This is a genomic window from Sphingobacterium sp. SGG-5, from assembly GCF_011043525.1.
Lineage (GTDB): Bacteria > Bacteroidota > Bacteroidia > Sphingobacteriales > Sphingobacteriaceae > Sphingobacterium.
Window position 1 is genome coordinate 285,911 of sequence record NZ_JAAKGO010000004.1, and the last position, 15,260, is coordinate 301,170.

Here is a 15,260-nt window from a genome sequence, read left to right on the forward strand (position 1 = left end):
ATCAACCTTTATCTTGAAGAACTGTTGTTTAATTTTCTGTTTCTTTTTCTTTTTGCCGGCATTGAAGCTATCTGCGCAGGTCACCGTTCAGCGGTCCTGGTATTATACGGCTGTCGATACGTTGTCTGTTGCCGATCTTAGGGAGCAAGCATTTGTGCCACTGAAATCGGCAAGCCCCTTATTCCATAATAAAGGGATCTACTGGTTCAGGCTGGATATAGAAAACAAGCAGCCGGACAAGGATCTGATCATCGCGATAAAAAATCCACACCTGGATTCGGTCTTCCTTTTCCAGTCGATTCAGGACGAAATCCGGACAACCGATGTTCAAGGGAATGATTTTAAGAAGAAAGATGGCGAATATTTACGGTATGTGCGGTTTAAAGTGGAAGGGAATACCTCGACAGTATGGCTAAAAACACGACTGAAAAAAGAGATACTGTTTCCGGTCACCGTAACCACTGAGATGGATTTTTATAAAGCCGAGAGTATCAGTCTGTTAAAATTGGGGATTTATTATGGTATAGCAGGAATCGTGCTGCTTGTTAACCTTATACTCTACTTTAGTTTCCGGGAGCCAAAATTTCTCTATTACAGTTGTTTATTGTTCTTGGTAACCCTTTTATTTGCTTATGCAGATGGGCTTTATGTGCTGGTCAGCCGGAATGCCATCTGGCTTAATTATGCAAGCCTGCCTGTGATGTGGGGAGCTGTTTTTGCCAGTGCACTCTTTTCTGCAAAGTTTTTAGAGTTAGATCACCGGTATAATTATGCTTATCAGATAACTCGAGCTATTCTGTTTGTAATAGCTTGCTGCTTCTTGGCCTATATCCTTTGGGACTGGACAGGAGCCGTACTGTTGGGAAATATGGGGCTTCCCTTATTAGTGGGTTTATATTGGGGTATTGCTGTGTCAAGATTTAGGAAGCATATCGAAGCCCGGTTTTATGTATTGGCTTCCACGCTGTCGCTGTTCTTTACACTGTATTTTTTTATCTTTCGATTTGCAGGGCCGAATTTTCTGAATTTGATGCCGAGCGAATTGAAGATAGGTAATATTTTACAGATGCTTATCTTAAGTATCGGGATCCTTCATCGTGTAAAAGTATTGCACAAGGAACACGCCTACTACCGAGAAGAGATCCAGCGGTATCTAAAAGAGCGGCCAGTGGTCGAAACTGATGATAAGGAGGTGTTGCCGGAACAGGATGTGTTTACACAGTTGCAAGATCAATTTGGACTAAGCGAACGCGAGATAGATGTTCTCAAACTCCTTGCCGAAGGCTTCACCAATCAGCGGATAGGAGAGACATTATACCTTTCATCCAATACCGTCAAGTTCCATATCCGAAATATTTATATGAAGATGGATATCAACAACCGCGCCCAAGCGGTCAGCAAGATTCATGGCGTATCGGCCTAACTATTCGCTGAAAAAGCGCTATAAAGAGGTGGAAAAATAAAAAACTACCCGAACGGGTGGGGGATAGAAGTAAGGATTGCAGTAATTTTATCGCGGAGGACCTATCCGTATCAAAACAAACAATCTTAACATATCTAGTATGAATACTTCTATTGATCTTATCTCTGGTAATATCGTCCAGTATGAACAAGTACGAGTCCGTTATGAACCTGAATTTGGTATCACTTGGATTTTTATGAAACCTCATCCCCGTCCTTGTCTGACGCAGGCATGTATGCGCGAGCTGCTGACACATCAAACACAGGTCGCGGCAGCCCAGGCTGATCCCGACGTTCGTGCGCATCAGCCAACAAATTATATGGTATTGGCATCCGATATCGAAGGGATCTTCAATCTAGGTGGGGACCTCGCTGTATTTAGAGGATGGATTGAGAGGCAGGAAAGGGACAAACTGTTGGAGTATGCCCATCTTGGTATTGAAAATTTATGGGAATTCTATAATATGCGATCCCCGATTACGTCTATTTCCCTGCTTCGGGGCAAGGCTTTGGGGGGCGGTTTTGAAGCTGCTCTTTGTGCCCATGTACTTATTGCGGAGAAGGGCGGTGTAGGTGGATTTCCCGAAGTATTGTTTAATCTGTTTCCCGGTATGGGGGCAATCAGTCTCTTGGCACGGCGGATCGGGATACGTGCCGCAGAGGAAATGATGCGATCCGGCAAGATTTACACGACAGAGGAACTGTACGAAATGGGTGTGGTCGACGTTCTGGTGGAAAAGGGAGAGGGGGAACAGGCATTACGGGATTGGGTACGGAAGACCGATCGTTCCAAAAATTCGTTCCAAGCGATCCAAAGAGCTAAGCAGTGTGTACATCCACTGACGAAACAAGAACTACTGGATATTACCGAAATATGGGTTGATGCAGCGCTGCGGCTGACCGATGATAATCTTCAGTTAATGGAACGGTTGGTGAATGCCCAAAACAGAAAGATGGATAAATCGGAGGAAATGGTTAGAGCTACGGCGTAAGGGGCATAAAAAATCCTGAAGCGGGGAGCTCCAGGATTTTAACCAAACCAATTATTAACCTAAATATGAAATTACTTTATACATATCAAACTCGGTGCCAAACTTATTGTCACCTTCTTTTTTCTGTTCTTTTATCATTTTTTTAACAGTTTTGTTACTGAAAATCGAGGCTTCCAGTTTATGCACACCTAAAACAACGAAAGCTGTATATTACCGATGCTCCTTCTATCAGGTCTTCCATATTCAAAAGACACGCGATTCAACTGATTTTTTAAACAATGTAAACGGAAGCTGTCGCGGATGATTTCTTGTTATAAAAATTATAGAGTAAATAGGGGTTAGGCAAAGCTGGTTACGTACTATAGTAGATAAAGTGTCAAAATGGAAGAAAAAGAACTATTAGAATACTTAAGAGGAAAGAAAAGGGAAGAGGTCGATGATGATTATCAGGATTTTATATCGCAGGTACCGAGGGAAAAACTTAAAAAAGTATGGGACGGGTATAATATAACTATGAAAAAGGGGGCACCTAACTTTGACGATATGTTAAATAATATCCATCAGAAACTAGGACTACCCGATAGGAAAAATCGTACCACACTATTCATGCTTCGTTCCATGTCCTTGTACAGGCGAGTCGCAGTTATCTTATTTTTTCCATTATTAGGAGCGATTCTTTATTTCCTTATGGCTCCTTCTTCGGAATACAATAAAGAGGATTTTTTAGAAGTGACCACACATCCAGGTACAGTCACACAACTTCTATTAAGTGACAGTACCCATGTCTGGTTAAATCAATCGACTACTTTCCGTTACCCACGCGAATTTAAGGGTAAGGAACGATTGGTTACTATGGTGGAAGGAGAGGCCTATTTTGAAGTCACATCAGATAAGGAACATCCTTTTATTATTAATAATACGATGATGAAGACGATCGTGACAGGTACGAAGTTTAATATTAATGCATCAACTAAAAAAGGTTTTTTTGAGGCATCACTTATGGAAGGTGAAATTACATTGGCAAATGCAGAACATAAGCTTAGTATGAATCCCGGATCACTTGCCAGATACAATACAAAAACAAAATCGATCACCTATAACGAAAAGCCTGTAGCACTTTATAAATCATGGGTCAACGGGGAATTACTTTTTGAAGATGAACCGCTGTGGAATGTGTTCGAGAAGTTAAGTAATTGGTACAATGTAAATTTTATATTGAAAGACGAAGAGTTGAAAAATATGCTTTTTACGGCTAAAATCAGGTTTGAAAATTTAGAGCAGTTTCTTGAAACAGTGAAAAAATCTTTACCAATTAAGTATAGTATCCAAATCAATGAAAATACAGCAGAAAAGGATATATATATTAGTAAATATTAAATTGGAATAGTATCAGTGAAAAACACGAAGTTGTCAGATAGCGTTTTAGTAGAAATGCTGTTGTCTCCTAAAATGGAACTAAAAGCATTTGATATGCTTTTTTTTCGCTATTCAGAAGGTGTTTTTGGTTTTATACTGGGCGTTTCAAAAGATTATTATATTGCTGAAGAGGTAGTACAAAATGTATTTATTCTATTATGGAAGAAGCGTACACTATTGGATAAAACCAGATCTTTGAAATCTTTGCTCTTTTCTATGGCACACAATGAGATGATTTCATTGTTTCGTAAACAGAAATCTGAACATACAAAAAGGGAAAATTTTTATGCAGCCTTTCCTTCGGAACTGTCCGAGGAAACAGAATATGAGATCGAGTTCAAAAATCTACGGGAATTGGTAGATCAGGCCATAAACACATTGCCCGAAAAAAGACAGGAGATTTATCGTCTGAGCAAAGAACACGGCTTATCCAATAAGGAGATATCCGAACGCCTGTCTATATCATTAAAGACGGTAGAAAACCAAATGACGGCGGCGCGACGAACGTTAAGAAGTTATATCAATTTTTTCGATTTTTAGTCAACTCATATTTTGTCATGGGATTTATCCATATCCGGAAATGGGGACAAAGGAAGATGGGGTGGGTGGGCATTTGTCGGCCTGTTGTCGGTTGTTTTGTGCTGGTTGGTCATCGGACGACAAGACAGGAAAGATGGAAGAGAAATCATAAGCAACACACCGAGTTGGACGGAAGGCACCTTTGTCAATTATATCTCCTTCCTAGTCCAAAAGGATCCTTCCTTTGCCAAAGAGTCATTAGATGAAATGATAGTTAATGTGGCTACGGATAGTTTAATGTTATACAATATATTAACCTGGTCTGAAAAATATTTTTTTAATCCCAATTCTCCCTTTCGAAATGAAGATTTTTTTGAAGTTTTGCTTCAGCGGGCGTTGACCACACCTGTATTAGATACACTCCAAAGGGAGCGCTACAGAAAGCTACTGCTGTTAATGCAAAAGAACAGTATTGGTGAGTACGCTACTGATTTTGATTTCACGCTGAACAATAACAAAAGATTCTCTTTGTATAATATAGAAGCAGAATTCTTAATCTTGTTTTTCGGTAATCCAGCATGCCCGGCGTGCAAAGAAATGACAGATAGGATAGCCCGGTCGGAAATCATATTGAATTTATTGGAGAGAAAAATAAATGGAAAACCCCTATTGAAAGTGCTTCATCTGTATACAGACAGCAATATAGCACTGTGGTATGAACACATGGCCCATTTTCCTTCAAAGTGGCTGAATGCGCACGACAAAACCAGGTATATCAAGACCAGGGAATTATATGATCTTAAAGCACTACCTACCTTGTATTTACTGGATAAAAATAAAAAGGTACTTCTTAAAGATGTGCCCTTTGACGTATTAGAAGCCTATTTATTACAATTTTTAAATTTTCAATAGGGGTTTTGCTCTACTCGATACGTATTATTAGAAATTGAACTGATAATAAGCCTTGTTGTAAATCTTCAAGTAGAATTTTTTAAAAACCGTATATACCATAAGGGTATAATGTAGGGTATTATAATATAAAATCATTTTATAAACCATGAATAAATACGTACAAAAACTAACCTTAAGAAGAAAGTATCGAGCTTTAAAAAACTGCTTTCTGGTTTTTTTTATTGGCTTATCCCTTATGGGGACAGGTTTGGCGCAGCAACCTCAAAGTGCTGCTGTGACCATCAATGTCAAAGATACACCTTTGAGAAACGTCATGAGAATCATCGAGGATCAATCGGGATTTTCCTTTATGTACAGTAGCAATATTGTTAACCTCAATCATCGGGTTTCAGTATCGCTGACAAATGTATCTCCCGAACGAGCCTTGCAAGAGATTTTTAAAAATACAGGCATAAGCTATGCTATTCAGGATAAGATAATTACGCTAAATAAAACCGTAGTAAGGAGCCGACAAGCAGAGCGACAATCTATTACCGTGTCGGGATTGGTTACTGACGATGAAAATGCAGCTCTTGTCGGTGTAAGTGTTTCGCTAAAAGATGATCCTTCCCGGAATGCCGTAACTGGATATAATGGTCGGTATGTCCTTCCTAACGTCGCTACAGATGCTATTCTCGAATTTCGGCATTTGGGCAGAATGACCATGGAAGTCCCTGTACAGGAGAGATCGAATATTGATGTGCAGATGGAAATCACCAAGTTGATGTTGGAGGATGTTAAAGTGATTGGGATTGGTTATGGATCTGTCCAAAAACGAGACCTTACAGGAGCTGTAGCGTCCATCGATGGTGATAAGCTTGCTGCATTTAGCAATACCACTATTTCACAATCTCTTCAAGGCCGGCTCCCCGGCGTTGAAGTACGTATGACAAGTTCTGAGCCTGGAGCGACTCCTCAGATTCGTATTCGTGGTACCAACTCGATTATGGGAGGAAACGAGCCGTTATGGATTATAGATGGATTTCCGGGAATGCCCAATATGTTAAATGTAGCAGATATTGAAAGCGTCGAGGTACTTAAAGATGCTTCTGCTACCGCAATATATGGTTCGAGAGGAGCCAACGGAGTAATCATTGTAACGACCAAACAAGGGGTTGTGGGGCGCGCGCAGGTAGATTATAATGGTCGCTATGGTGTCTCTACTGTAGCCAGAAGGTTGCCTTTGATGATGGCGAATGAATATATGCAGTATCAAAACATACTCAATGTAAATGCATTGGGTGTTCCTTATTTTTCACAAGAAGATATTGATTATGCTGGCGTGGGATACGACTGGCAGGAATTAGCTTTTCGCCATGCTCGGACGAATGAGCATTCGGTATCCTTAAAAGGAGGGACAGACAAAACGCGTGTAGCACTTAGCTCGAGTTATTATGATGAAGAGGGAATTATTCAAGGAAGTGACATAAACCGGGTATCGTTACATGGTAATATCAACCAAAAAATATCTGATAAATTAAGTATAATTAGCAACCTAATCTATACACGGACAAAGCATAATAAACAAAGTGGTATTTTGAGTTCCTTTGTGATGGCACCTCCTACTGCAGGGCCGTATGATGATGAAGGTAATTATACAGACTTTCGTACCCTATATCCATTTTCTCCTTCGGGACAAAATAACCCCGAAGCACAGATCCGGGAAAAAAGTTATCTTTGGACATCCAACCGAACAATGGCTAACGCTGCCGTACTGTACAAGCCGATCGAGGAACTGACATTTAGGATTGCATTGAATGCTAATATGTCAAATGCCCGACAAGATGATTATACGACTACAAAATATCCGACGTCTACAGGAGATGCAAGTATTGACCAATCTGAAGATTTATCACTCAACAACGACAACACAGTGACCTACGCACAGAAGATCGGTCTTCATGATTTTTCCATTATGGGCGGGGTGACATACGAACAAAGTGAAAGTAAAGGAACTTCCATGTCGGGACATGGCTTTTTAAATGATTTAGGAGGTACCTATAATATTGCAGCAGCAGAAATGAAAGATACCCCGACGGCTTCCTATTCGAAATGGGCCATGCTTTCTTATTTGGGACGTTTGAATTATACATATAATGATAAATATCTGGCAACGGTAAGCTTTCGGGCAGATGGTTCGTCTCGGTATAGTAAGGGGAGTAAGTGGGGATATTTCCCTTCGGCAGCATTTGCTTGGCGTGTAAAAGAAGAATCTTTTTTGAAAGATATCGATATCATCAATAATCTAAAATTACGTGCAGGATATGGTGAATCTGGGAATACCGCAATCAGTCCTTATGCTACACTTGATTTGCTGACCCCTATGTCGACAATATTCGGTAAAGAAGAGTATCAGCTGTATCATCCTTCGAGCTTTTTCAACCATGCTTTGAAATGGGAGACTACGGCGCAATGGAATTTTGGTATAGATATAGGAATGTGGCAGAACCGCCTAAGATTGACGGCTGATTATTATATAAAGAACACCTACGATCTACTTAATAATGTGGAATTGCCTGAATCAAGTGGCTTTATCAGTGGAACAAAAAATATCGGAGAGATGCGGAATAAAGGATTCGAATTCCAAGCTGATGCTCGTCTGCTAGATCGGGTGGTCAAGTGGGATCTCTCCTTGAATGCATCGTTCAATAAAAATGAAGTATATAGTCTCCCTTTTGACGAAGATGTGCCAGGAACTAAACGGAGTATCACCATCATCAACGACTATATTAACTTATTGAGGGAAGGACAGCCTATAGGCGTGTTCTACGGATATGTTGAAGACGGCTATGATGCAGCTGGCAGTATCCGTTATAAAAATCTCGATAATGATAGCGGTGGTCTAATAAATGAGCTCGACAAAGATATCATTGGTGACCCTAATCCTTTCTGTACATTTGGATTAAGCACCAGTGTTGCTTATAAAAACTTTACGTTAAGTGCATTTGCACAAGGCTCGTATGGTAATGATATCTATTCATTAGCTATGGCCAGCCTTACCCATAACTACAGTGGTAACCGGGGTATAAATACATTCCGTGACGTGTTATACGATTACTGGACCCCTGAAAACCCGAATGCCACTTATCCTGCATTAACAGCAGCAGCGACAACTTCGTTGCGGATGTCTGATCGCTTTGTGTACGATGGTTCCTACATCCGACTGAGAAATGTAGAGTTGTCTTATAATATTCCGTTGAAAGGTGTAAACTGGATACAATCCATGGGAGTATATTGCAGTGTGCAGAATTTATTCACTTTCAGCTCTTATCCATTCTATAACCCTGATGTCAATACGTATGGAGGTTCGTCTTCCGTGAGCCAAGGTGTTGACAATTTTTCTTACCCCTCGGCCAAGGGATATACAACTGGTGTGAGAATGCAGTTTTAATTTTCAAAAGATCTTAAAAATGAAAAATAAATTAATATTAAATATTGCTTTGATTACGACACTAACTTTCTCTGGTTGTGGAGATCTGGAAATATTAGAAGAAAAACCAGTAAAAGAGGCGACTCAAGGCTTTATGACAGATGCGGAGCATATTGAGTCGGTGTTGCTTTCTTGTTATTATCAGGTTAAGCGTTACGAATGTTTTAGCCGTTATTACCATACCAATATTGAGGCCTTGGCTGATTATGCCTCTTCAATAGGGTCATTTGAATATGTAGGACGATATCTAGGAGCCGATCCGACGACTACATCCCGTATGAATGATGTATGGGCTTGTTTTTATCGGGCTATTCGTTTTGCAAATATGATTATCGCATATGCTCCTGATGCGGAAGAAGCGTCACCTCAAGAGATTAAGGAATTAATAGCCGAAGCTCGTTTTCTTCGGGCGTTCTGTTACTTACATTTAGCACAGTTATGGGGTGCAGTACCGTTGTCTACGGAAGAAGAACTGTCCAATAGCGAAGAAACCAACTTGCCACGTATTCCACAAAATCAAATTTTTGCCTTTGCGGCATCAGATTTAGAAATTGCAGCCGCCGATTTACCGGATAATCAACCTGTAGTAGGGCGTCCACAAAAAATGACAGCAAAAGCCGTACTCGCAGAGGTTTATTTACATTTAGAGGAATGGGCTAAAGCACGTGATCATGCGCTGGATGTGATTAATTCGGGCAAATACCGTTTGGTAGAGGTCAGCCAGTCGGATGATTTCTATAAACTTTACCATCCTAAATTGGTCAATTCTACGGAAGAAATCTTTTACCTGAAATATCGAGAGGGAAAAGAATATGGATCCGCTTTCGCTTCTATGTTACATCGGGGTAAACAGTATTATAATGGGAATGCATATTCTGGAATCCATTCGACCTATGCAAACCCCTTCTATGCCAATTGGTCAGATAACGATTTACGGAAGGCTTTCAATGTATATGTGGTCAACGTGAGTGGACAGAATCTCATTTACAATAAGAAGTTTATCGAGACAGATGCAGTAGGAGATAGTGGAGGAAGCGATATTCCATTATACCGTTTGGCGGATGTCCTTTTGTTTTATGCAGAAGCGGCGTGTCGGGCCAACAATGGTATTCCGACAGCAGACGCCATGGAAAAGCTCAATATGGTACATCGACGTGCTTATGGCAAGAGAAGCGGCGTAGCAGATCCATCTGTTGATTATAAACTTAATGATTACAATACGGAAGAAAAATTTATCGAGTTGGTTTTAACTGAACGTGGATACGAGACCTGTTATGAAGGAAAACGGTATAACGACCTTAAACGAACAGGTAAACTAGCAGAGTATGTTTTAGACAAAAAGGGTATTGTGGTTAGCGAGGCAGGATATTGGTTCGCTATCCCTGATCAGGAATTTTTATACAATAAGGGAGTGGATCCAAATAAAGATCAGAATCCTGGCTATTAAATTATATAGATCCTGTCATATCAATATATGATAATGTGAATGTATTAGCGAACGGACTTTATTAGGAATTAAAAAAAATAGAATAAAAAAAGACGAAATAACATGAAAAGAATAGTCGTATTTATGATTGCTTTATACTCTTTCGGGATGTATCGCTGTACACCGGAAACGGCCGGGCGATGGAGTGAGGAAAAAGCAAATGATTGGTATGCGAAGCAGGAATGGCCTATTGGAATAAATTATATAACATCTACGGCTATCAATCAGTTTGAAATGTGGCAGGAAGAAACTTTTGATCCAGAGACGATAGACCGGGAGTTGGGTTGGGCGGAAGACTTGGGATTCAATACGGTACGTATCTTTTTGCATGATATGGTTTGGGAAGCAGATCCAGAAGGATTCAGACAACGGTTAGATAAGTTCTTGGGTATATGCCAGGATCATAAGATGAAAGCTATTGTTACATTCTTTACAAATGGTGGACGTTTTGAAAACCCAAAATTAGGACCTCAGCCTGAATCCATTCCAGGCGTGCACAATTCGCAATGGATACAAAGCCCTGGATCTGCTAAAGTAAATGATCCTCAGGCATGGCCTATATTAGAACGTTATGTGAAAGATATCTTGACGGTACATGCCAACGACGATCGGATACTGCTATGGTGTTTGTATAATGAACCTGAAAATTTGAAATTGGGCGCCGAGAGCCTTCCGTTATTACGGGCAGTTTTTAAATGGGGTAGGGAAGTTAATCCTTCTCAGCCACTTACGGCACCGATTTGGTTACTTCCAGGTTCTCAAGGCACACGGACAGCGTTAGATATCGTGAGTTTCGTTGGCGAACACAGTGATGTTATGAGTTTCCATTGCTATTATGAGCCCGAAGTCATGGAAACCTTTATCAAAATGTTGAAACGTTTTAACCGCCCGTTAATCTGTACCGAATATATGGGTCGCCCGCGTTCGACTTTTGAAGATATAATGCCTATCCTCAAACGAGAGCATGTTGGAGCTACAAGTTGGGGGTTGGTTGCAGGGAAGTGTAATTTTCATTTGCAGTGGTCCAGTAAAGCTGGAGATCCGGAGCCTGATGTGTGGTTTCATGATATTTTTCGTGTTGACGGTACTCCATATAGCCAAGCGGAGGTCGATTTTATACGTGAAATGACGGTAAACAAATCATCAGTTGGGCAGGATACGACCACAGTAAACAAATAAATCTAATAATTCGTAAAATGAAGTTGAAGATGAGTATTTTAATGTTGGCCATATCGGGTCTGTTATTAGATGGATGTGGGAAAAAGGATACGCCTCCCGGTTCTATGCCAGATACTGTGGGAATTCATAATATCTATGAATTAAATAAAGAGGAAGGATCACTCGATTCGCACGCAGGTGAAGAAAGTTCCAGCGTGCTCGAACTTGACTTTAATTCGTACGTAGAAGTCCCGTCTGCCACACTGGGAATTACCAACCCAGTGTATTCCCGGATAAAAAAGAAAAAATCAGGAGGCTATATCTTATTTTATCAAAATGGACAAATTGGGTCCAATATATATTACTCGAACAGCGCGGATCTAAAAACATGGTCAGGTGGGAAGACCGTATTTCAGGAGACAGCTATAACATCATCACAAGGTGCTGACAGCAGACGATACTCAAGTGCTGATGCTGTGGTGTTAACGAATGGTGATATCCTGGCCGTTACCTCTTTCCGGGCAAATAAAGCTTATAGATATAGTCCGGAAACCAATGGTATCATGATAAGACGCAGTAAAGACAACGGTTTTACATGGGCCCCTGAGCAGGTTATCTATACCGGTACAAATTGGGAACCCTACATACTAGAGCTCCCTTCTGGAGAGTTACACTGCTATTTTACCGATACGGATCCCGTTTATAGCAATTCAGGAACTTCTATGGTTGTTTCTGGTGATGGTGGCAATACATGGTCTCCCTCGGGTACGAGCAACAATTATAAAGTCATAAGACAGTATAAATATCTTAACCAGGGACGGCGTATCTATACCGATCAGATGCCTGTTGTCAGAATGTTGAATGACGGAAAGACATTAGCCGGATTTATGGAAGCTCGGTTGGAAACTAATAACCAGCCCGATGGCACCTCTTACTACATGATGTCTTTAGTGTATGGCGAAGATAATTGGCAGCATCTCAGTGGAGATCAGGTCGGCCCGACAGATCGTCAATCCAACCTTTTTAGGGGAGCTGGCGGCTATTTGGCACAATTCCGGTCGGGCGAGACAGTAATCTCCTGTAACATCAACAACCTGTTTAGCATGAAAGTTGGAGATAATAAAGCCCGGAACTTCAATCATAAATCCTGGGCTACCGAATGGTATCAGCCCTTCTCGGGAACGGGATATTGGGGTAGCCTCGAAGTCGATGGCACGCACTCTATTGTAGGTACCATGCATAAAAGTGGCACCATTATGATCGGGCGTTTCATACTGAACCATCGTATCAATGCTCCTCAAAAGAACATTACGGTAGATGGAGATATCGGTGACTGGACGCATACCGACGCGCTGTTCATCGGAAGTCAGGGGCCAACGCAGGCTACTTTCCGGTCCGCGGTAGATGCCCAAAATCTATATCTGCTCGTGGAGCGGCGTGACAACTATGTAGCGACAGGGGACAATATAGATTTATATTTTCATAATAATGAGGGTAATTCGTTGAACGATAATTCATTAAAAATAACCATCGGACCGACAGGTATTGTCTCCTGTGCCAAATGGAATAGCAGTAGCTGGGAGGCGACAAGTGCTTCATTTCTTACCATCGCCAATCAAGTTTCAGGCGTCGTGGACGATGGAAGTGCTGACAATGGATATCTTTCGGAAATCAAAATCCCTCTTTCTACCTTACAGGCGAGCGGTAATTATTTTAGATTCAACGCCGTTATGGTTGATGGGAAGACGACGGATACTTTCACTTTCGCCGACACAGGTAAACCCGACACCTGGATGTTGATAAAGAAATAGCATCCTCTAAATAATAAAAACGAAATCATTAAAAATCAATATTATGAAACGTATTTGTTTGTTTACGGCGTTTATTACGCTTTGCACACTCATCATGACAGGCTGTGAGAAAGATCCCGCAGCAGGCTTGGCAAAAAGCAAAACAATGATGATAAAAGCTTCCATATACAATCCAATTAATGAAGGTAAAGCTTTATGGCTGGAAGGTGACAACATCCGGATTTTCTCCAATCAGGATGTTGTAGGGATTGAGTTTGTCGCCAAAGAGGGAGGGCTTCCCAAAATAAGCTTTATCGGTCCTGTTACAGAAGGAGATCAATTCTACGGAATCCATCCATATAGCCTGGAGGGAGCCTTTGATGGTTCATCGCTATCCCTACAAATACCTGTACAACAACCGGCGTCTTTCTGGCCGATGGCAGGCAAGGGGACGAAAGAGACAGGTATGGACTTTAAAGGTGTAGGCGCATTGCTGTCGCTAAATATGGTAGGTCAGGGGATTGTATCCACCGTGAAAGTCGAAGGAACAGATGCAGATGGGAATACTGCTTTATTCTCGGGCCCCGGAAAGGTAGATATGAATACCGATTTTCCTGTATTGCAAATTCCTGCCGGTGGTGAGTCTTACGTGGAGCGTGTCGTAGACCTTGCGTTGAACAATGAAGCGAAGAAAGTCTACGTTTTAATTCCTCCCGGCAATTATCAATCGCTAAATATCACGCTGACGAGTAGTATAGGGGAGACTTTTTCGAAGGAGGAGGCATTGGTTAATTTAACAGCCGAACAGATTCTGAACATCAATATGGATGTGGATTTTCAAGCGGTAGCACAGCCGGTAGATCCTGATTTATCTATAGCCGGATTGGCCAACTGTTATGTTGTACCAATGGAAGGGGAGTATTCCTTTGCTACAAAGTTGATAAATAATACCGTGCTTTCAGGCGACGGTGCAGATTTTTTGTGGACAGATGTTGCCTATGAATGGACAAGCGACAATTCGGAAATTCAAAGTGCAGTAAGTCCCCAAAATGCTGAATATATCATAAAGAATATCGCCTACGATGCGCAAGAGGGAAGAATATCTTTTACCGCTACAGGAAATGTAGGAAATGCCGTTATCGCTTTATATAATACTACAGGAGGTACCCGTACCATCGTATGGAGTTGGCACATCTGGGTTGCCGGGAAATCCACAGACCAGATGAAGGTGGATTGGGTCAGTAAAAATCTGGCCGCGAAGTCTCAATCATTAGCTTGGCTGGATCGTAATATCGGTGCGATCAATACCGTAGGAGAAAATGTTGGCGCCTCCGGTTTGCTTTATCAATGGGGTCGAAAAGACCCATTTGTAGGCTCACGGCTCCTTCGAAGTAGCGGAACTGAGCCAGATGCCTTTGGTGACAGGACTCTTCCGGTTTATACGAACCCCGATTTTGGCTCTGGGTTTAGCGTTGAAAACACCTTGGTGTCCATCTCGGAAGTTGTCAAAAACCCTATGGTATTTTACTCGTCTGGGGGCAACTGGGCTACTGATATCCCGACAACGGCATGGGGAGATGACGTAGCGCCATTTTCTACTTATGCAGGTTATCTGGATGGCACTGACGCTATACATAATTATACACACAGTATCCGTAATGGTTTGAAGAGCATTTATGACCCATGTCCTCCGGGATATCGTGTGGCGACTAGTGACGAGATGTGGTTGTCTTTCACGAGTGTTTGGGGGGGGACGGGGGGTATACAGTACCCTGCTTGGCCAGACAATGTTTCCTCTACGGGATCGTCATCGACGAATAGCCGCATTGTGACGGATTATAATGACCCCTCTATCTCGATAGTATTGCCAAAATCTGGACATCGAGATGGTGGTAAGTTAGCTTCCGTAGGTACCGCTGCCTATTACTGGACCTCTACCATCAACCCTGAGAATAATTATGCTTTTAGGAATGTGGTGGGGGCTACTGAAATACGTGTAGATGCGGGTGGTTCCTTTGCAATTGCACGTCCGTTACGATGCGTTGCTGAGTAAGTAA

10 protein-coding genes are annotated in these 15,260 nt (G+C 41.6%); all 10 read left to right on the forward strand.

Annotation, left to right across the window (positions count from 1 at the left end; translation table 11 throughout):
• Window positions 1–13: 13 nt before the first annotated feature.
• The 10 genes from G5B30_RS07710 (at window position 14) to G5B30_RS07755 (ending at window position 15,256) form a co-directional block, all read left to right on the forward strand.
• A complete protein-coding gene (locus G5B30_RS07710) occupies window positions 14–1,423 on the forward strand; it encodes a 7TM diverse intracellular signaling domain-containing protein (RefSeq protein ID WP_206367048.1) in 1,410 nt (469 codons plus the stop codon).
• Window positions 1,424–1,562: 139 nt separating this feature from the next.
• Window positions 1,563–2,453: a crotonase/enoyl-CoA hydratase family protein gene (locus G5B30_RS07715; protein ID WP_165319394.1), complete on the forward strand. Its 891-nt coding sequence runs from the start codon at window positions 1,563–1,565 to the stop codon at window positions 2,451–2,453.
• 381 nt (window positions 2,454–2,834) lie between these two features.
• Window positions 2,835–3,830 carry a FecR family protein gene (locus tag G5B30_RS07720; RefSeq protein WP_165319395.1) on the forward strand — a complete coding sequence of 332 codons (996 nt, stop codon included), beginning with the start codon at window positions 2,835–2,837 and terminating at the stop codon, window positions 3,828–3,830.
• Between the two features lie 93 nt (window positions 3,831–3,923).
• On the forward strand, window positions 3,924–4,409 hold the full coding sequence (locus tag G5B30_RS07725; protein ID WP_165319396.1) for an RNA polymerase sigma-70 factor: 486 nt from the start codon (window positions 3,924–3,926) through the stop codon (window positions 4,407–4,409).
• 12 nt (window positions 4,410–4,421) lie between these two features.
• The gene (locus G5B30_RS07730) at window positions 4,422–5,300 is read left to right on the forward strand and encodes a DUF5106 domain-containing protein (protein ID WP_165319397.1); all 879 of its coding nucleotides are present in this window, start codon (window positions 4,422–4,424) and stop codon (window positions 5,298–5,300) included.
• A 145-nt stretch (window positions 5,301–5,445) separates the two neighbouring features.
• A complete protein-coding gene (locus tag G5B30_RS07735) occupies window positions 5,446–8,730 on the forward strand; it encodes a TonB-dependent receptor (RefSeq protein WP_165319398.1) in 3,285 nt (1,094 codons plus the stop codon).
• A 19-nt stretch (window positions 8,731–8,749) separates the two neighbouring features.
• Window positions 8,750–10,216, forward strand: coding sequence for a RagB/SusD family nutrient uptake outer membrane protein (locus tag G5B30_RS07740; RefSeq protein WP_165319399.1), 1,467 nt, complete (start codon window positions 8,750–8,752; stop codon window positions 10,214–10,216).
• 102 nt (window positions 10,217–10,318) lie between these two features.
• A complete protein-coding gene (locus G5B30_RS07745; protein ID WP_165319400.1) occupies window positions 10,319–11,434 on the forward strand; it encodes a hypothetical protein in 1,116 nt (371 codons plus the stop codon).
• Between the two features lie 17 nt (window positions 11,435–11,451).
• Window positions 11,452–13,224: an exo-alpha-sialidase gene (locus G5B30_RS07750; protein ID WP_165319401.1), complete on the forward strand. Its 1,773-nt coding sequence runs from the start codon at window positions 11,452–11,454 to the stop codon at window positions 13,222–13,224.
• Window positions 13,225–13,267: 43 nt separating this feature from the next.
• Window positions 13,268–15,256 (forward strand): hypothetical protein, encoded by a 1,989-nt coding sequence (locus G5B30_RS07755; RefSeq protein ID WP_165319402.1) that lies wholly within the window; start codon window positions 13,268–13,270, stop codon window positions 15,254–15,256.
• Window positions 15,257–15,260: the final 4 nt, after the last annotated feature.